The sequence below is a fragment of the Pararhizobium sp. genome (assembly GCF_965279435.1).
In the GTDB taxonomy this organism is placed as follows: domain Bacteria; phylum Pseudomonadota; class Alphaproteobacteria; order Rhizobiales; family Rhizobiaceae; genus Pararhizobium.
In genome coordinates, this window is the sequence record NZ_CBDIHY010000002.1 from 503,246 (window position 1) to 521,656 (window position 18,411).

The following is an 18,411-nucleotide window of genomic DNA, read 5'->3' on the forward strand; positions in this document are numbered from 1 at the left end:
TTTTCATAAAACCCAATGTACGGCGCTTCTAAACAAGAGAAATAATCCATAACCACAGCCGGCGTATCCTCAAGTTGCAAACATGCGAAAGAGCACGCCACGGAGCTCCGGCGGCGGGGGTAATTCTTCTGTCATGGCTGAAAAATGCCACGCGCTTTTCCAAGCACGCAGGAGCATGACCGTTGCACTGTCTGCAGGCGGCTGTTTGTGGCCGCCTTTATTTGGCGTTGATCAGGGCGAGGACGAGCTGGTGGATATTGCCGCCGTTGCTGAGTTCGGCCCGGTCAAAATCCCGGCTCAGTTGCCGTTGGGTGCGTGACAGCTCACCGAGGCGCGCGGTCAATTCAGTGCGGATTTTCTGGCATTTGGGATCGTCGGCAACCGACAGGCCGATCGAAACAGCCTCGATCTTTTTCACCATATCCTTGATGAGGTCGCCATGCACCAACTCGTGCTGACGCACGCCGGCAATGAAAATGTCCCAGTTTCTTGCGACCGGCGCCGGCAGGCGCTCGGCCGGTTTTGGCAGTGTATAGGTTATGATCAGTTTTGGCCGTGCCACAGCCAGAACGCAGGCAGTGCCCCGTGGTTCGTATTTCCGGGTCCAGGTCAGCTTGAAATTGGTAAAGGCCATGGCGCGGCCGGAATTTCCAACCTTGGGCCCGCGTTCGCCGATCGAGGCGTACAATTCGGCGCCTGTCTTGCCGGCGACAGCATAGGCCTGCACGTTTTCGACGGCCTGCCAGTCTGCCCGTGCAGCATTCGGCAACAGGGCCATACAGCCCACCAGCATACTCAGGAAACGAATAGGTTTCACGGGGCTTATCTCAAAAGTGCGTTTGATTGTTCAGCGGCATGTACCGCTTGATGAGGCTGTTTGCCGATTGTGAACCGGTTTTGGTCACGATGGAAAGGGCGCCATGGGTGTCAGTCATCCTCATCGTCTTCGCTGGACCTCGTTTCCATCATATCGGCATCATCAGCCACTCTTTTCCGGTTGAGCAGGCCGCTGTCTTCGAGCATTTCGATATCCGGCAGATCGCGCAGCGTGTCGAAGCCGAAGGTCGACAGGAACACCGGGGTCGTGACGTAGGTGTAGGGCGCGCCCGGTGTCGGGCTGCGTGGACCGGAGGTGATCAGCTTTGCCTGGCGCAGGCCGGCAATTGTGTCGCGGCTGACCTCCTTGCCGAACATGGTCGACAGCTCGCCGCGCGTTACCGGCTGATAATAGCCGATCGCGATCAGAACGATCGCCTCTTGCTGGTTAAAACCCGCCATCGGCTGGGTTGTCGTCCCCGACGCCCGGATCGCTGGCGCATAGGCGGATTTTGTCCTGTGGTGCCAACCGCCCGCGACAGCCACAAGGTCAAACGGCCGCCCGCGCAATTCCTCGCGAATGTCGTCAATGACCAGATCGATATTGCATTCCTCACCAACGACGCGAGCGAGCGTCGCACGATCGACCGGGGTGGCGGAGGCGAAAATCACAGCCTCGACGCGGTTCATCCATTCCCGCCAGCGTAACGCCGGCGTCAGGGAAGCAAGTTCACGATCGAACAGCGCCGTGTCCGGTCCCATCGCTTTCTTTTTGCTCCGCTCGGTTTTCGCAATATCCGATCCAGGCATGGTCACAAGCCGTAAATTCGGAAAGTGGAGCGGCCCGAAAGCTCCCGTACACCACCCAGCGTTTCGAGGCGCTCGAACAACCGGCGGCTGGCCCAGCGGGAAAGGTTGCTGTTGGCTGCGGATGCTGACAGCGCGTCTTCATCCAGCAATTGCCGCATCACTGTTTCCGCGCCCTTGGTCCGCACCTTGGGTGCCACAGCAAGAAACTGCTCGGCGCGACGGCTGATCTCGACTGCCTGGCGCAATGCTTCACGCGCACCCTGAACGAGAGCGAGGCAAACGGAGCGGGCAAACGCCTCGTCATGGGGTGTTACCCGTCCCCTGCCCCCGGCAATCCGGAAGGCTGGATCGTAACGCATAGCCATCAGCAGCGGAACAGGCCTGTGCCAGTTGAGCTTTTTGGCCAGAACCCAGTCTGCCAGCCACCAGGCCAGAATTTCCGCGTCCGGACGAAGACGGCACACCGTCGTCACCAGTTCTGCGGCGGCAAACGGTGCGGCCCGGCCATCCTGAACCAAGTCGCTGGCAAGACCAGAAAAACCGGCCAGCACATCGTCCCATTTCATCGCAAAGAGATCTGCGATGTCGCGCAGCGCTTTTTCGCCGAGCGGTTCGGTATGCTGCGTGTTGTGTACTGACAGCGTTTTATAGGCCAGAAAGATATTGCCAGCCGGTCCTGCATCGCCACCGGGCGCACGCAGCAAGACGGCATCACGCAGCGCCGCTTCGTCTTCCGTCCGCCCCGTCAGCCGGACCGCGGCAACCGCACATTTCAGCCCGAGGCGCTGGCGCCAGCAACCGGACCAGACAGGCTCCGATCGCACCAATTGATCGAGTGAGCTAAGAGCAGCGCCCGCCATGAATGCCACATCGATCTCGCTCATCTGACCACGAGGCGTTACCCATCCGGGTATGACGGCTGGGGGTATCGCTAGCGGACGTGTTGAGGCTGGTCTCGAATCCATCTGGAAAAGCATATGGGAGAAGGGCAGTTCTAACCAGATGAAATGTCGAAACCGCACAGGGCATTGTAAGGAGTAAAGCGGTGCGGGGTTCCCCCCTCCACCGTTCATCGACCGTAGAGACGCCTTGGCGAGCGGGAACTGAAAGGATGAGGCGCGGGCAGTTTTCTTCGCAACAACAAGCCGTCCATAAACACGGCTCTAAAGGAAAAGGCCCAGCGCTTAACCAGGCCCCTTCTCATCTTCATGTTTTCTGGGGCTATTTGATTGCGATCGGCGCGTAGCTGCCCTTGCTCCAACGGTTGATGTCGTAGCTGACGTTTTTCAGGTCGCCTTTCGCGTCGAAAGTGACTTCACCGACGACAGTGTTGATCGGCTGTCCGTTCTTCAGCGCTTCGGCAACCTTGGTCGGATCATCCGAACCGGCGCGCTCGATGCCCTGCGCAAAAGCCTGGATCACCGCGTAGGAGAACAGTGTAAAGCCTTCCGGCTTGAAACCGCCTGCCTGGATCTTTGCGACGGCTTCCTTCGCCTCGGGCTTGGCCAGTGGATCCGACGGGAAGACGAACAGCGTGCCCTCGCCTGCTGGACCAGCGACCTGCCAGAATTCCGGCGAAGCGATCGAATCCGGCATGATCAGTTGGAACTTGAAGCCCTGCTCGGCCGCCTGGCGCAGGATGAGCCCCGCCTCCGGGTGATAGCCGCCAAAATAAACGACATCGACCTTGGCATCCTTCAGCTTGGTCACCAGCGCGTTATAGTCCTTGTCACCGGCATTAATGCCTTCGGCGAGGACCTCCTTGAGGCCATTCTCGTTCATGGTCGTGCGCACCGCATCGGCGACGCCCTGCCCATAGGCCGTTTTGTCATGCAGAACCGCGATTTTCTTGCCGGCATATTCCTTGGCGATCCACGGACCGATGAAGGCGCCCTGGGCGTCGTCGCGGGTGTAGAGGCGCATGATATTGGTCCAACCCTTGGCGGCGGCATCGTCCGTCATGATCGGGTTGGACGAAGCAGGGCTCATCATCAACGTGCCGCTTTCAGCATACACTGCCGAAGCCGGGATGCTCGAACCCGAGCAGGCATGGCCGTCGACAAACTGGATGCCCGCCGCGACGATGCGGTTGGCAACCGATACGGCCTGCTTCGGGTCGCACTGGTCGTCTTCTAATTGAAGCTTGATCTGACGTCCAAGCACGCCGCCCTTGGCATTGATGGCGTCCGCTGCTGCCTGCGCGCCCTGCTTGAACTGATCGCCAATGGTGGCGAGCGGGCCGGTCAAAGGTCCTGCCACGGCAAAGGTCAAGTCTTCCGCGCGGGCAGCGCTCCCGATGAGCAGGCCGATGGCCGTGCTGATAATCAAGATACGTTTCATTGTTTCAACTTCCTCCCTGTAGCCGCAACAGTGCGGCTGCTCCCTTTAAAAACCGCATACAATTACTCTCGCCCGCCTCCCTGCGAACAAGCAGCTGGCATTGGAACCACGCCCGGAGACAGGCCGCAAGCCCTGATCGATACGGATCCGCAAAGTCTGCATGTCCGCGTGAAAATACACGCTGCACATCACAGCCAAAAAACGGCATTGCGGACATGGGTCTGGATCTTGCCGGCACGCGGGGAGGCAGGAGGCGGAACTCCTGGGGGAGACCAAGACCGCCGCCTTCAGACTTGCCTTCAGAGACAACGTCTACCGCAGCCTCTATGCGGCAATCTCGCGGCTCACAGTGCGTGCCGTACCAGCGAGAGCCTTAGTGGCGGCAACGCATTCCTCGGCGGCGTACCAGTATCTCTGGTTAAGCTCGATATTGAACACGACGCCCGACGGGAAGGTACATTCCGACATCAACGCCTGCCAAGGAATATCACCCCAGCCGACTGGCAGATGCAGATCGCCGTGACCATAGGCCAGCCGCTCGCCTTCGGTGTACATCCAGATATCGTCTTGTCGGCCGAAGCTGTCATGCATATGCAGATGGACGGCATGCGGCGCTATGGCTGCGATCTCAGCGACAAAAGCCTCTCGGGTACCGTCGAAATCGAGCTTCAGATAGGAATGACTGAAATCCAGCGTCGCCATGACGTTGTCGTGACCGATCATTGCCAGTTCCTGTGCCAGGCGCTTCGGCGATGACGCGTATCCGTCGCCCTTGAAATCGGCAAACAACGTTTCGACGCACAGGATCAACCCGTGCTGGCGTGCCATGTCACCGGCGCGCGACAGTGCTTCGCGCTGGCGGTCATAAGCCGCTTCGATGCCACCCGCCTGCTGGCGCGGTGCGAGACCGGAATGCATGACGTAATGCTGAGCACCGACTTCGGCCGCCACCTCCAGCGAGGCTTTGAGCACCTCGAAATGCCGTTGGTGGCGCCAAGCCTCGTCCATGAAATTGATCGCCAGCGGTCCATGCACGGAATAGAGCACGTCGCGGCCACGGCAGGCCCGCAGCAGCGCCTCAAGTTGTGGCCGCCGGATTTTTCCGCCAACGACGAGATCCAGATCGAATGTCGGTATCTCGATCGAATCCACACCCAGCGTTTCGATCATGTCGAGTTCCGCACCGAAATCCGAAAGGTCATGCGCTCTCTTGTGAGCGGAAATGCCGATGCCCCTGACGCCGTTCGATACCATGCTTTCAATCCTTTTCATCGCCAGGCATCCGACGGCCGGCGTGGCCATGGATGCAAGGCGCCGCCCTAGCGGGAGAGCATGACAGGCAGCCGACAAACCCATGACATTTCAATGAAATGTCGTTTGTGAAGGCACGGGATAAGCTGTTGGCAAAATTGGCAGCACCCGTTCGCACGGCTGTCATACACCCCGCCTATGAGCGGGGCGATTGAAGGCGGACGATTCCCGCCGCCACCCAGGAGGTCTTTTCGATGACGCATATCAGCCGACGTATTTTGATGAAGAGCGCAGCCGCGACTGCAGGTCTGGCGCTCGCCGCACCGTTCGTGTCCCGCACGGGATTTGCCGCCGGTTCGTCGGGCACCGTCAATATCTTTGCCTGGGCCGGCTACATCTCCGACGAGATGCTGGCAGCTTTTGAAAAAGACACGGGCATCAAGCCGGTCTACACGCCCTATGGAACCAATGACGAGTTGCTCAACCAGATGCGCGCCAGTAATGGCAGCGGCTACGACGTCATCTGGCCGGCAGTTGACCGCGTTCCGAACTATGTCGAATTCGGTCTCATTCAGCCAATCGATGAAAAGAAGGTCCTGTGGGACCGCGCATTGCCAAGCGCCGTGAAGGGTTCGGAAACCCTCGGCGCCGTCGTCGGCGGCAAACGCTACCAGGTGCCGACCGATTGGGGAACCGAAGCCATCTCCTTCAACAAGAATACCACGCCATTGGAATACGGCACGGCCTCCTATGGCGATATCTGGAAGCCGGAAATGGCCGGCAAGGCGACCGTTCGCGGCCATTCCGGTCTTGTTGGCCTGGGTCTCTGGATGGAAGCAGCGGGCAAGCTGCCGAAGCCGATGCGCGACAGCTTCAAGGACGAAGCCACCATGCGCATCAATTACGATGCCATCATGATTGAAGCCACCGCGCGCAAGGCCAACATCGCCCAGTTCTGGTCGAATGAAAACGAGGCCCAGGGCGCATTTCGCGCCAACGGCGTAACGATCGGCCAGACTTGGGATTCCTCGGCTGCCGGGCTTGTTAAAGAAGGCCTGCCCATCGGCTTTGTCGCACCGAAGGAAGGTGCTCTCGCCTGGATGGAAGGCGTTTCCCTTCCAGTCGGCGCCGCCAATACCGAACAGGCCTATGCATTCCTCAACTGGGTGCTGACGCCAGAAGCAGGCGCGCTCTACGCCAACCATACATCGATCAATACGACGGCCGTCGGCGCGGAAAAGTTCCTTTCGGAAGCTTCGCAGACATTCTTCAAGTCCGCCTATCCGGGCGATGCTCTGGAAAAGCTGTGGTGGTGGCCGGTTCAGGACAACTGGTTCGTCGCATTGCGCAACGAATACCAGGACAAGTTCCTGTCGGCCTGATCGCGTCTCTCTTTATCAAAAGCGGCGGGGCGACAACCCCGCCGTTGTTATTCAAGGAACAGCGGCATGTCCCACTCCGTCGAACTGATCGACATCGAAATGGCCTTCGGCGCTACCCGTGCGGTGGAAAAACTCTCCGTGGCTGTCGAGGGCGGAGAATTCTTCTCCATTCTCGGACCATCCGGCTGCGGCAAGACGACGATCCTGCGGCTGATTGCCGGGTTCCTGCAGCCAACGGCTGGTCAAATTCTGATCGGCGGCCGCGATATGGCCGGCATCGGCGCCAACCAGCGGCCGACATCGATGATCTTCCAGTCGCTGGCGCTGTTTCCGTTGATGCCGGTATGGGAGAATATCGCATTCGGACTGGAAGTGCGCGGGGTCGCCAAGACTGCGCGGCGGCGGCGGGCCGAGGAACTGCTCGAATTGATCGCCCTTCCAGGTTATGGCGACCGTATGATCCAGGAGCTTTCGGGGGGCCAAAAGCAGCGCGTTGCAATCGCGCGGGCGCTTGCTGTCGAGCCACAGGTCCTGCTTCTCGACGAGCCGCTTTCGGCGCTCGATCTCAAGCTTCGCCAGCACATGCGCTCCGAGTTGCGATCGCTGCAAAAGCGCACTGGAGTGACCTTCATCTATATCACTCATGACCAGTCGGAAGCATTGGCCATGTCGGACCGCGTCGCGGTCATGAGTGCGGGCATTTTGCAGCAGGTGGCAACACCGCGCGAACTCTATGCAAACCCCGGCACTCCTTTCGTGGCAACGTTCGTGGGCGAGACCAATCAATTTTCCGGCAAGGTCGAGCGCATCGCCGATGGGCTTGCGGCGGTTGAGACCGAACACGGTCTCTTTGTCGGCCGCAGCGGAAAGGGGTTGAAAACTGGCGACAACGCCGTGATCTATGTTCGCCCGGAAGCTATCTCGCTCAACGCCGGTACCCAGGAAAATGGGCTGCATGCGCTCGCCGAACAGCTGGAATTTGAAGGCGCAACAGCCATGCTACTTGCCAGAACGGATGGTGGCCGCCGGCTGACGGCGGCCCTGCCGCATCATCTGCTCGCCGATGCCCCGATAGCCGGGGCCCGGGTACAGCTGTCATTCTCGCCAGCCCAAGCACTGGTCATGGCGCATGCGTAACATAATCCAGCGGTTCGGACCGGGTCTCGGCAGCCTGCTCATCGTCGGTGTTGCCGTCTGGCTGCTCGGTCTGATTCTCGCGCCAAACCTGATGATGCTTGATTTCTCGCTGCGGCCAAACCTGACACCGGCGCAGATCGGTGGACCCAGTGATCAATATACGCTCGTCAATTTCAGCGCCTTGTTCATCGATCCGGTTCACCGCGCCATCTTTTTCAAGACGATCTGGGCAAGTGCGCTCGTCATGCTGATAACCTTTGCCGTCACCTATCCGATGGCTTTCTGGCTCGCCAAGGTGGCGACGCGCCGCGCGGTCGGATTTGTCACGGTGGCGCTGATCATCCCATTTTGGATCAACGAGGTTCTGCGGACGCTCGCCTGGTACATCCTGCTCGCCTTCAATGGGCCGCTGAATGTCGTGCTGGTCTGGCTCGGCATCATCGATGCGCCGATGCGGTGGTTCGGGGATTTCGGCGTGCTGGCCGGTATGGTCTACGCCTATGTCCTGTTCATGCTCTTTCCGGTCTATAATTCGATTTCGACACTGGATTCAACGCAGATCGAGGCCGCCCGCAATCTCGGCGCCTCGACATTCCAGATCCATCGCCGGATTGTCATACCGCATGCCAAAGCCGGCATCGCGACCGGCTGCGTCTTCACATTCATGCTGGCCGCAGGCAGCTATGTTGCTCCAGCCCTGCTTGGTGCGCCGGGCAGCCGCTGGTTCACCGAAATCATCTACAACTGGTTCTTCGAAGGCGGAAACTGGAACCGTGGCGCTGCCTATGCGCTGGTCCTGCTTGCACTGTGCATGGCGGTGGTGATGGCAGCGCTGAAGATTTTCAAGGTCAACCTTGCGGATGTAGCCAAATGACAATGACCTTTGAAAACAAGGCAAAGACGCGGACCGGCACCTACCTGGCAAAGCTTGCAGAGGTTCTGCCGCGCGTGATCTTTGCCGCTTACATGGTGCTTTTCTTCCTCTATCTGTTTTTGCCCCTGGCAGTGATGGTTGCGGCCACTTTCAACACCAGCAAATTCCCAACGGTCACCCCCTGGCTCGGCACGACGTTCGACTGGTTTGCGGCCCTTTGGGCGGATCAGGCGATGTGGAACGCTCTTCGTCTGTCGCTCGTCATCAGCCTTGGTGTCATCGCCATATCCCTGCCGCTCGGTACGGCTGCGGCCCTTTTCCTGAACAGCCTGCAGGATCGCTCCCGCAGTTTCTTCTACGCACTGATGGTATCGCCACTGCTCACGCCCGGTGTCGCCATCGGCATTGCCACGCTGGTGCTCTGGCGGCAAGTGGGCGTCGGCGGCGGCACTTTGCTGATCGTGCTGGCGCAATCGAGCTTTATTACTGCCTATGTCATGCTGATGGTCGCCGCCCGGTTACAGCGGTTCGACCGGACCCTGGAAGACGCCGCTATCGGCCTCGGTGCATCGCGCTTCATGGTCTTTCGCCGCATCCTCCTGCCCTATCTGACCCCATCCTTGCTGGCAGCAACCTTTATCGCGTTCCTGCAGTCGTTTGAAAACTACAACACGACACTGTTCGTGCGGGGTACGCAGACACCTCTGACCGTTTACATCGCCACCAAGGTGCGCACTGGCCTCACCCCGGCAGTCAATGCACTCGGTCTGATCCTTATTGCGCTGACCATTGTTGCGGCAGTGACCTATGAACTCTCCCGCCGGAACAACCGCCAGAAAAGTGTGCGGTCAAATAGCGGATGAATTTTGGTTATTGACGCAACCATGCAGAATATCTTGATCTCATCGCTGCATTCCTGGAATTGCAAAAATGGTGATCGCTACCGCTGGTAAATTCCGGATGAAACGCTAAGTTGGCCCGCCGTATAACGGGCGATCAGTCCGAATCCGTGGGCCAATCGTGAAGCCGATCTATTCTTCAATTCAGGTATTCCATGGCTGTATTTTTCAGAACCGCGATAACCGACGCTGCAGCCTTTGAAATGCTTGAAGAGCGGCTGTCGAGCGAAATGGATTTCGACGGATACTTCAACCTATATGGGGCTCAGGACGAGATCACCGTTTCCTGGACACCGGCGATGAGCGCGTTTGAATTCAAGCAACAGGTGACAGACGCCCTGCTACCCGTCTGGCAGACCACGCGTTTCTGGCTGGTTTACCTGCGCAGTGACAGCCGCAACGATCTTGGAATAAACGAGATCAGAAATGCAGCCATCCGGCTGAGCAGCGGTTATCTCGAGACCGTCGTGGTTACGCTCTGCCTGTTTGGACGCGCCGACAACAATAACGATCTTGAGTTGATTTTCGTGTGCTTCCGGGAGGAAGCTGAGCGGCGCAATTTTCGCGTTCGGTATGAGGGCAAGTTTGTCCCTGCATCATAACTGCCTGGGCGATATGTCTTGTGAATCCTTGTTGAGGCACGGGGCATGGAACAGAGCACCGCTCCAGCCTCCCTTGACCGTGCGAGCGCCGATGATCAGCCAGAGAATGGCGAGGGCTGCGACCAGAGCCGTGCCGAATGTTCCGATTGCCGGCAGGGGAACAAGGGTTGCCAGCCGTAATGTCGCGACGGCATAGACACCGAGCGGAAAGGTGTAGCCCCACCAGCCGATGTTGAAGGGAAGGCCTTCACGGATATAGCTGATGGTAATCGCGATCGCCATCGCCATCCACCAGAGGCCGTATCCCCACAGCAGCACCGCACCGAGAAGGCTTGCACCGGAAAAAGCGGCGGCGAAGATGCCGAGCCCATTTGCAGCGAGCACCGCCGGGGCATTCTGGCTGATGATCAGCAGACCAAGCGCACCGGTTCCGATCGGCCCGAGTGCCAGCCAGCTTGATGCCGCCATGTTGATATGCGGCAGTTTGTGTACCGCCATGCGCAGGAACAGGATCGTGAGAACGCCCATGGCAAGCGGCACCGAACAGGACCAGAGCACGAGGTTGATTATCAGGATAGTCAACTGCTGGGTGGGATCAACGAGATAAGGCAGGAGCAGCGCTCCGCTGACCGCTGCCACCTCGCTTGCGACGATCGGCAGAAGCCAGAGACCCGTCATCTGATCGATCGAGTGCGACTGCCGGGTGAACATCGTGAAGGGGATGGCAATTCCGCAAGACAGCGCCAGAGCGACGTCGAACCACCAGAGACCGACTGCAATGGTCACAGAAAAATCGCCGTGCTCCGGCGCCCCGAAGATCAGAATGCCGTTGATGATCGTTGCAAGGCCCATCGGAATGCAGCCGAAAAACATCGACATGATCGAATGACTGAAGATGCGCCGGGCCTCGTGAAAGTAGAGCAGCCAGCGCGCCACGTAGAGCAGGGTACACAGGGAAAAAAGCGCAATATTGAAGATCCAGAGGCCGTGACCAATGGCTGTCAGAACCGGGATGCCTGGAAACTGCGCCAGTGCGATGGCCAAAATACCCGTTCCCATGGTCGTGGCAAACCAGTTTGGGGTAAACTGACGAACCATTTCCCGCGGATGCGAAAGGGTGTTCAGGGGTGTAAACCAGACTTGTCTGGCGGGATCGGACATGGCCATCCGTATTTCTCCTATCGGTGTGAAGGAGAAATACCCAAGCCAATCATTCGCTTCCAACGCATAATTCTGATCAATTCATTCGATGATATCGATTAATCCCCACGAGTACATCATCAACTGACGACGTTCACGATCATGGCGCCCGATCTTCGATCAGCGCGCCAAAAGCGTCGGCCGCCTTGCTGCGATACCGTTGTTTGTGATGAAGGAGAAAAAATGGCCGTGGTATCGGCGCAAACAGAAGTTGAAGCAACAAACCGCCCCGCAGTTCCGCCGAGGCCGCGCTACGCGAGATCAGCGTGATGCCGAGGCCCGCTTCAACCGCTCCCAGCACAGCCTCATTCCCCGGAAGAACGAGTGCAATGTCCAGATCAGTAGGGCCAATCTTTGACCTGCTCAGGAGACTGTCAAAGGCAAGTCTGGTCCCGGAACCCGGCTCACGCAAAACCCAGGTCGTCTCCTTGAAATCGTTGACGCTGATCTTTCGCCCGTTGGCAAAGGGATGGCCGGGGGCAGCGACCAGGATCATTTCGTCGGTCGCAACGGCCCGTGAAGACAAAAGTGGCCGCGAGACTTTTCCTTCGACGAGGCCAACTTCGACATGGCCGCCTTCGACAGCATCGGCAACCTCGCCCGTATTGCCGATGCGGACATCAAGCGTCACGCCGGGATACCGCCTTCTGTACTCGACCAGACGTGCCGGCAGCCAGTGACCAGCGATGGTCTGGCTTGCCATGATCGACAGTTCACCGCGCGTCAGGCCTGCCAAGTCGTTGAGTGCCGCCTCCGCTGCCTTTGCACGCGACAACACCGATTGGGCTTCCTTTAGAAACACCCTGCCTGTCTGATTGAGAATGATCGAACGGCCAACCCGATCGAACAGAGTGACGCCGTGACGGCTTTCAAGTGCGGTGACGGCGGCGCTGACTGCCGATTGCGTCATGTTCAATGCGGCTGCGGCCTTGGTGATATGTTCGCGCGCGGCAACCTCAACGAAAATGCGCAACTGGTCCAACGTCATCAATGCACCGCTCTTCCGGATCGGACTTCAACCCGCTAATCGATTTTCTCGAACGCTAGCACAGTGACTGTGTGATAGAAACGATTGGTTTCGTCCGGCAATTTGACAAAAAATCCTCATTATCATTCACATGAAGAAGCGATCCGCGTTGCCAACGATACCGAATATGGTCTGTCATCGGCGGTGTTCAGCCGTAATATCCAGCGCGCCATGGTTGTTGCCGCCCGCATCGAATCCGGCATCTGCCACATCGATGGACTGACGTTGAACAACGAGGCGCAAATACCCTTCAGCGGTATTAGAGACAGCGGCTACGACCAGTTTCGCTGGCAACACGGCGATCGCCGAATTCACTGACCTGCGCTGGATCAACACCGAGGAGCGATAAAGGCGCGGTGCGTCTTAAACGCATCGTTCCAAAAACCTGCAGGAACAAAGCTTACGAAGCGGATCATTAGCGATCCCCCATGGAACGGGATTCCATCCGCATTCCTCATCCATGGCAAAATCGGAATGCGCCTTGTGGTCCGCGCAGAAAAAACGTTCGCGCTGACGCCGCTTTCGAGACAAAAGGCCCACTACAAAATCTATAAAACTAGTAGATTTAATGGGTAATATCTGCCGCATCGGTCGCATCAGGAGAATGCCGTGCCCAAAACCCAATCCAATCCCATCGAAATCGGCGTCAAAGCCGCTGATTTTGCCTTGCCCGATGCACATGGTCGCGTTCACCAGCTGACCGATTTTGCCGGTAAACCGGCGCTGCTCGTTGCCTTTATCTCCAATCGCTGTCCCTTCGTGGTCCTGCTGCGCGAGGAGTTCGCGAAATTTGGACAGGATTATGCGGCCAAGGGGCTGCAGATTATTGCCATCAACAGCAACGATCCGGCCGCTCACCCGGAGGAAGCACTGGCTCGCCTCGGCGAAGAAGCCGAAACACACGGCTACACCTTTCCCTATCTGAAGGACGCCTCGCAGGACGTAGCCAAGGCCTATGGCGCGGCATGCACGCCTGACTTTTTCCTGTTCGATGCCGATCGCAAACTCGCCTACCACGGTCAGTTTGACGATGCGCGGCCGGGCAACGGCAAGGTTGTTACGGGCGCGGATCTGCGTGCTGCGGTGGATGCCGTGATCTCCGGCGCCCACCCGGCAACCCATCAGGTTCCTTCGATCGGCTGCAACATCAAATGGGAACCGGGCAACGAACCGTCCTGGTCGGCGGCTGCCTGAGGCATCCGTTTCTGCAGGGCGGTGCATTGTTCGCCGCCCATTTCCCACGCGTTTACGAGAGACGGCATGTCGTCAAAACAAACAGATCTGAACGGATCCGGTAGTCTCCATTTGGAGGCCGACGTTCTCGTGCTCGGCGGCGGCCCGTCGGGCGCGTGGGCAGCGCTCGCCGCAGCGGAGAATGGCGCCAAGGTGGTTCTGGCCGATAAAGGTTATCTCGGCACCAGCGGAGCAACGGCCCCGTCCAATACCGGAACGTGGTGCGTGGCCCCCGGCGAGGACCGCGCCCAGATCGTCGAACGGCGGTGGCAGCGTACGGCCGGTCTGGCGGATCCGCGCTGGATGTTGCGCTGCGTCGATCGGGCCTACGAAAACCTGCTGAAGCTTGTTGAATGGGGTTATCCCTTTCCAAGCGAAGACGACGGCAAGCTCTATATCGCCAATCTGCGTGGGCCGGACTACATGGCTTTCATGCGCCGCCGTGTTCTTCTCGCCGGCATCACCGTTCTCGATCAGCATCCGGCGCTTGAACTTCTGTCCAACGGCGAAACCGTGACCGGCGCGGCCGGCGTCGACCGGCAGCGCAATCGCGACTGGCGCGTCGATGCGAAAGCCGTGGTGCTGGCGACCGGCGGTTGCGCCTTCCATGAGCGCATTCTTGGCGCAACTGGCCTGACCGGCGACGGTTATCTGATGGCCGCAGAGGCCGGTGCGACGCTCTCCGGCATGGAGTTCACCGGAAAATACACGCTCGCACCGCATGGTTCGTCCCTGAACAAGGGCCTGCCCTTCCGTTGGGCGACCTTCTATCGCGAGGATGGCACGGAGATCATCAACAGTGACGGCGAGCCGTTGCGCAACGGCATTGGCGAACGCGAAAAGGAAATCGCCCGGGCGATGATCGAGGCGCCGGTCTACGCGCGTCTCGATCAGGCGGAACCCGCATTGCAGGACTGGCTGCGGCAAGGGCAGCCCAACTGTTTCGTGCCCTATTCCCGTATGGGGATCGATCCGTTCAAGAATCTGTTCCGCGTCACCTTCAAGGCAGAAGGTACGGTGCGTGGCACCGGCGGAATTCGCCTTGCCACGTCCGACTGCGGCACCGATGTCCCCGGCCTCTACGTGGCGGGCGATGCCGCAAGCCGTGAGAACATGACCGGCGCGATGTCCGGCGGCGGGGCGGTCAATTCCTCCTGGGCCATTGCCAGCGGCTGGTGGTCCGGTCAGGGCGCATCGCAATTTGCCAAGCGCCACGAGCAACGGTCGGCGTTTCGCTCGACCTCCAAGCCCCTTGGCGAAGCGGGTCTGCGGCCTGCCGGCACGACGAAACCCGGTCTCACGGCAAAGGATGTCATTGCCGCCGTACAGGCGGAAGTCCTGCCGCTCGAGAAAAACTATTTCCGCGATGGCAACCGCCTGGAGACAAGCCGCCAGACGCTCGACTCGCTGTGGAGTGATGTCCGTCATCATCTGGCCGGAGCCGGCGTCGATCGTTACCGCGCCCGTGAAGCCGCCGCGATTGCCGCAACCGGCCGCTGGTCGCTGAACGCCGCCCTTGCACGCCAGGAAAGCCGCGGCATGCACCGGCGCGCCGATTTCAAAACCAGTGATCCCGCTTTCACGCATCCCATTCTTGTCAGCGGCGTCGATGATATCCGCGTTCAAGCCGCACCGCCGGTGCAGCATGGCAAGGAGCTTGCGTCATGATCGAGGTGATCTCCGAAAGCCGCTGCATCGAATGCGACATCTGCGTCAAGGTCTGCCCGGCCAATGTCTTCGACAAGACCGGCGGCGTGCCGGTGATCGCCCGGCAGGATGACTGCCAGACCTGTTTTCTCTGTGAAATCTATTGCCCGACGGATGCGCTTTACGTGGCCGAGTATGCCGATGGGCCCGTCGCCATCACCGAGGCGGAGGTTGAAGAGCGCGAACTGTTCGGCAGCTATTCCCGCGCGCTCGGCTGGAAGCGCGGCAAACCCGGCGGCACGCAATTCGACCCGACCCATCGCATCCGCGTCGCTCAAGTCTGAGACCGAAGGAGACCAAAGACATGGACCGCATCACCGTTACCGATGTCCACAAGACATTCCAGCTGAAGCCGGGCCAGTTCGTTACTATCGACGGCCAATCCACCGACAGCGTCACCGTGCTCGACGGGGTGGATCTGACCATCCGCAAGGGCGAATTCATAACGCTGGTCGGCCCGAGCGGCAGCGGCAAGTCTGTCCTGCTCGACATCATCGGCGGTTTGACGCAGGCCACCAGCGGCAAGGTCGAGATCGACGGCAAGATCATCACCAAGCCCGATCCGAAGACCGGCTACGTTTTCCAGCAATATGCCCTTTTTCCGTGGCGCACGGCGCTCGCCAATATTGAATATGCGCTGGAAGTACGCGGCGTCGGTAAGCGAGAGCGAACAGATAAGGCACGTTACTTCCTGTCGCTTTTCGGCCTTTCAGGCTTCGAGGACCGGTTCCCCAATCAGCTTTCCGGCGGCATGCAGCAACGTGTCGCCATTGCCCGGGCGCTGGCGGCCGATCCGGAGGTTCTGTTGATGGACGAGCCGTTTGCAGCCCTCGATGCCCAAACCCGCGAAATACTGCAGAGCGAATTGCTGCGCATCTGGGAAAAGATCAACACCACCGTGGTGTTCGTCACCCACTCGATCGACGAGGCCATCTATCTCGCCGACCGGATCGTCGTGATGACGGCGCGCCCGGGCCGCATAAAAGAGATCATCGATATCGATCTGCCGCGCCCGCGCGACGGCGATATCCGCTCCAGCACGGCGTTTAACGGCCATCGCGGCCGCGTCTGGGAAGCCCTGCGCGACGAAGTGAACAAGGCGCAGAAAGACTGGGCACTTTCGCCCGCCTACGCTGCCTGAAGACAGACGCTGCTTAAAGACAATGGGAGGCCAAGATGGCTTTTGTAACCGATAAATCCGGCTTCGTGCCTGCAGTGACAGCGCGGTCTCGCGACATTCCCAAAGCAGCACCCGCGCGCCGCAAAAGCCGCCGGTTCAGCCTCGGGACGTTCGGGTACGGTTTGCCCTTGCTGATCACCTTCTTCGTGTTCTGGGAGATCGCACCGCGCCTTGGCTGGCTGAACGCCATTTTCTTTCCGCCGCTGAGCGAGGTGCTGACCGCCTGGTACGCCATGCTGCTGGACGGCACGTTGTCTGCCAATATCGGCATCAGCCTTCAACGCGCCTTCATCGGCTTTGCGCTGGCGCTTGTGGTGGCGATCCCGCTCGGTTTCCTGATGGGGCGATATTCGACGTTCGAGAAGGTTTCGGACCTTCTCGTCCAGACCCTGCGCAACACCTCACAATTTGCGCTGTTGCCGGTCTTCATTCTCCTGCTCGGCATCGGTGAAGCCTCGAAGATCGCCATCACCTTCTACTCGTCGATCTTCTTCCTCTTGATCAACACCATCAGCGGCGTGAAGTCGGTTGATCCACTTCTGTTGAAGGCCGCCCGGTCCATGGGTACCTCCGATCTCGACCTGTTCCGCAAGGTCATCCTGCCGGCCAGCATTCCGCATATCGTTGCGGGCGCGCGTCTTGCGGTGAAATCCTCGATCTTCGCTGTCATCGGCGCCGAAATGCTCGCGGCCAAATCGGGCCTTGGCTACCTCATCCAGAACTCGCAGCTGATGATGGAAACGGCCGACATGTATGCCGGCATCCTGACGATGACCTTCATTGGCCTGATCGTGAACTACCTGCTCGTGTGGTTCGAACGCTGGGCGACCGGCTGGAAGAGCCCATCGGAATCCTCTCCGCACTAATCCCCTATCCGACACACAACATTCAAAGGACGATCATGACCCACACATTTACCCGACTGCGCCGGAATATCTTGAAGGGTATAGCCCTCTCTTTCCTTGGCGCTTCCCTGCTTTCAGGCGCAGCCTTTGCCGAAGACAAGCCGGATATCATCCGTATCGGCACCACCGCGCCGGGCCACCTGAAGTTCATTCTCGGCCGCCATAACGGCGCGTTTGAAAAGGAATTTGCCAAGGACGGTATCAAGGTCGAGCTGGTTGCCTTCACCAATGGTGGCTCCGAGGCCCTGACGGCACTTGCCACCGGCGCTATCGAAGTGACCTACACCGGCAACAACCCGGCTTTGCGTGCCGCAGCCCTTGGCGCCAACGTCAAGGCGATCGGCCTGTCGAGCTTTACCAAGAATTCGTCGACCACGATCATCGTCAAGGCGGGTTCGCCGATCAAGACGGTTGCCGACCTCAAGGGCAAGAAAGTTGCCTTTCTGGCCGGCACGGTTCGCCATTCGGTATTCTCGAAAGCGCTGAAGACGGTAGGACTGACCACGGACGATGTCGAACCGCTTAACCTCGATTTTGCCGCATCCGGTCCGTCGCTGATCCGGGGCGATGTCGATGCCGTCGTAGAATCCGACAACTCGACGTCGAAGCTGGTCGAAAAGGGCGAAGCCCGGGTCATCCTCGACAGCAACAAATATCCGGAATGGTCGGCACCCTTCGTCATTTCGGTGAATGGTGAATTCGCCAAGAAATATCCCGATCTCGTCAAGCGCCTGTTGAAGGTCGATATCCAGCTGGCGCGCTGGGCCGATGCCCATCCGGAAGACACCATCAAGATTTTCGTCGATGAAACCAAGACATCGGAAAAATCAGTCCGCAATACCTATGCCGATGGCAAATTCTATCAGGACCCCCGCATCACCCCGGAAGCCGTCAAGGCATTGAAGGACGAAGAGGCATTCATGGCGCAAGCCAAGCTGCTCAAGGGTTCGGTGAATTACGACACCTGGATCGACACAAGCTATCTCGATGCAGCCTATAAGGAAGTCGATTCCAACCAGTAATCCGTTTATGCTTCTTTATTGACCGC

18 protein-coding genes and 1 pseudogene are annotated in these 18,411 nt (G+C 59.0%); 12 read left to right on the plus strand and 7 right to left on the minus strand.

Going from position 1 to position 18,411, the window contains the following annotated elements:
* Window positions 1-217: 217 nt before the first annotated feature.
* The 5 genes from ACQY8Q_RS03875 to ACQY8Q_RS03895 form a co-directional block, all read right to left on the minus strand.
* On the minus strand, window positions 218-793 hold the full coding sequence (locus tag ACQY8Q_RS03875) for a DUF922 domain-containing Zn-dependent protease (protein WP_428425548.1): 576 nt from the start codon (window positions 791-793) through the stop codon (window positions 218-220).
* A 134-nt stretch (window positions 794-927) separates the two neighbouring features.
* On the minus strand, window positions 928-1,578 hold the full coding sequence (gene scpB, locus ACQY8Q_RS03880; RefSeq protein ID WP_428424831.1) for an SMC-Scp complex subunit ScpB: 651 nt from the start codon (window positions 1,576-1,578) through the stop codon (window positions 928-930).
* A 50-nt stretch (window positions 1,579-1,628) separates the two neighbouring features.
* Window positions 1,629-2,591: a DUF1403 family protein gene (locus tag ACQY8Q_RS03885; protein ID WP_428424832.1), complete on the minus strand. Its 963-nt coding sequence runs from the start codon at window positions 2,589-2,591 to the stop codon at window positions 1,629-1,631.
* A gap of 256 nt (window positions 2,592-2,847) precedes the next feature.
* Window positions 2,848-3,966: an ABC transporter substrate-binding protein gene (locus tag ACQY8Q_RS03890; protein WP_428424834.1), complete on the minus strand. Its 1,119-nt coding sequence runs from the start codon at window positions 3,964-3,966 to the stop codon at window positions 2,848-2,850.
* Between the two features lie 324 nt (window positions 3,967-4,290).
* Window positions 4,291-5,220 (minus strand): sugar phosphate isomerase/epimerase family protein, encoded by a 930-nt coding sequence (locus ACQY8Q_RS03895; RefSeq protein WP_428424836.1) that lies wholly within the window; start codon window positions 5,218-5,220, stop codon window positions 4,291-4,293.
* A 251-nt stretch (window positions 5,221-5,471) separates the two neighbouring features.
* On the opposite strand from ACQY8Q_RS03895, the gene ACQY8Q_RS03900 reads away from it, so the two are divergent.
* The 5 genes from ACQY8Q_RS03900 to ACQY8Q_RS03920 all read left to right on the plus strand — a co-directional run bounded on the left by ACQY8Q_RS03900 (window position 5,472) and on the right by ACQY8Q_RS03920 (window position 10,111).
* Window positions 5,472-6,599, plus strand: a complete 1,128-nt coding sequence (locus tag ACQY8Q_RS03900) for an extracellular solute-binding protein (protein WP_428424838.1) — start codon at window positions 5,472-5,474, stop codon at window positions 6,597-6,599.
* A gap of 66 nt (window positions 6,600-6,665) precedes the next feature.
* Window positions 6,666-7,736 (plus strand): ABC transporter ATP-binding protein, encoded by a 1,071-nt coding sequence (locus ACQY8Q_RS03905; protein WP_428424840.1) that lies wholly within the window; start codon window positions 6,666-6,668, stop codon window positions 7,734-7,736.
* Window positions 7,729-8,610 (plus strand): ABC transporter permease, encoded by an 882-nt coding sequence (locus ACQY8Q_RS03910; RefSeq protein ID WP_428424842.1) that lies wholly within the window; start codon window positions 7,729-7,731, stop codon window positions 8,608-8,610. Before ACQY8Q_RS03905 ends, ACQY8Q_RS03910 begins: the two co-directional genes overlap by 8 nt.
* Entirely contained in the window at window positions 8,607-9,473 is an 867-nt protein-coding gene (locus ACQY8Q_RS03915) for an ABC transporter permease (protein WP_428424844.1), read from the plus strand. The genes ACQY8Q_RS03910 and ACQY8Q_RS03915 overlap by 4 nt, the downstream gene beginning before the upstream one ends.
* A gap of 191 nt (window positions 9,474-9,664) precedes the next feature.
* Complete coding sequence (locus tag ACQY8Q_RS03920; protein WP_428424846.1) at window positions 9,665-10,111, plus strand: hypothetical protein; 447 nt, start codon at window positions 9,665-9,667, stop codon at window positions 10,109-10,111.
* On the opposite strand, the gene ACQY8Q_RS03925 is transcribed toward ACQY8Q_RS03920, so the two are convergent.
* Both ACQY8Q_RS03925 and ACQY8Q_RS03930 read right to left on the minus strand, forming a co-directional pair.
* Window positions 10,106-11,272, minus strand: coding sequence for a TDT family transporter (locus tag ACQY8Q_RS03925; RefSeq protein WP_428425550.1), 1,167 nt, complete (start codon window positions 11,270-11,272; stop codon window positions 10,106-10,108). The genes ACQY8Q_RS03920 and ACQY8Q_RS03925 overlap by 6 nt on opposite strands.
* Window positions 11,273-11,411: 139 nt before the next feature.
* A complete protein-coding gene (locus ACQY8Q_RS03930) occupies window positions 11,412-12,299 on the minus strand; it encodes a LysR family transcriptional regulator (protein WP_428424848.1) in 888 nt (295 codons plus the stop codon).
* 126 nt (window positions 12,300-12,425) lie between these two features.
* On the opposite strand from ACQY8Q_RS03930, the pseudogene ACQY8Q_RS03935 reads away from it, so the two are divergent.
* The 7 genes and pseudogenes from ACQY8Q_RS03935 to ACQY8Q_RS03965 form a co-directional block, all read left to right on the plus strand.
* Window positions 12,426-12,687, plus strand: a pseudogene (locus ACQY8Q_RS03935) (aldehyde dehydrogenase family protein); the annotation flags it as partial.
* Between the two features lie 260 nt (window positions 12,688-12,947).
* The gene (locus ACQY8Q_RS03940; RefSeq protein ID WP_428424850.1) at window positions 12,948-13,532 is read left to right on the plus strand and encodes a thioredoxin family protein; all 585 of its coding nucleotides are present in this window, start codon (window positions 12,948-12,950) and stop codon (window positions 13,530-13,532) included.
* Window positions 13,533-13,598: 66 nt separating this feature from the next.
* Complete coding sequence (locus ACQY8Q_RS03945) at window positions 13,599-15,239, plus strand: FAD-dependent oxidoreductase (RefSeq protein ID WP_428424852.1); 1,641 nt, start codon at window positions 13,599-13,601, stop codon at window positions 15,237-15,239.
* The gene (locus ACQY8Q_RS03950; RefSeq protein WP_428424854.1) at window positions 15,236-15,562 is read left to right on the plus strand and encodes a 4Fe-4S binding protein; all 327 of its coding nucleotides are present in this window, start codon (window positions 15,236-15,238) and stop codon (window positions 15,560-15,562) included. Before ACQY8Q_RS03945 ends, ACQY8Q_RS03950 begins: the two co-directional genes overlap by 4 nt.
* A gap of 20 nt (window positions 15,563-15,582) precedes the next feature.
* Window positions 15,583-16,419: an ABC transporter ATP-binding protein gene (locus tag ACQY8Q_RS03955; protein WP_428424856.1), complete on the plus strand. Its 837-nt coding sequence runs from the start codon at window positions 15,583-15,585 to the stop codon at window positions 16,417-16,419.
* A 35-nt stretch (window positions 16,420-16,454) separates the two neighbouring features.
* A complete protein-coding gene (locus ACQY8Q_RS03960) occupies window positions 16,455-17,324 on the plus strand; it encodes an ABC transporter permease (RefSeq protein WP_428424858.1) in 870 nt (289 codons plus the stop codon).
* A 35-nt stretch (window positions 17,325-17,359) separates the two neighbouring features.
* On the plus strand, window positions 17,360-18,385 hold the full coding sequence (locus ACQY8Q_RS03965; RefSeq protein WP_428424860.1) for an aliphatic sulfonate ABC transporter substrate-binding protein: 1,026 nt from the start codon (window positions 17,360-17,362) through the stop codon (window positions 18,383-18,385).
* Window positions 18,386-18,411 lie beyond the last annotated feature (26 nt).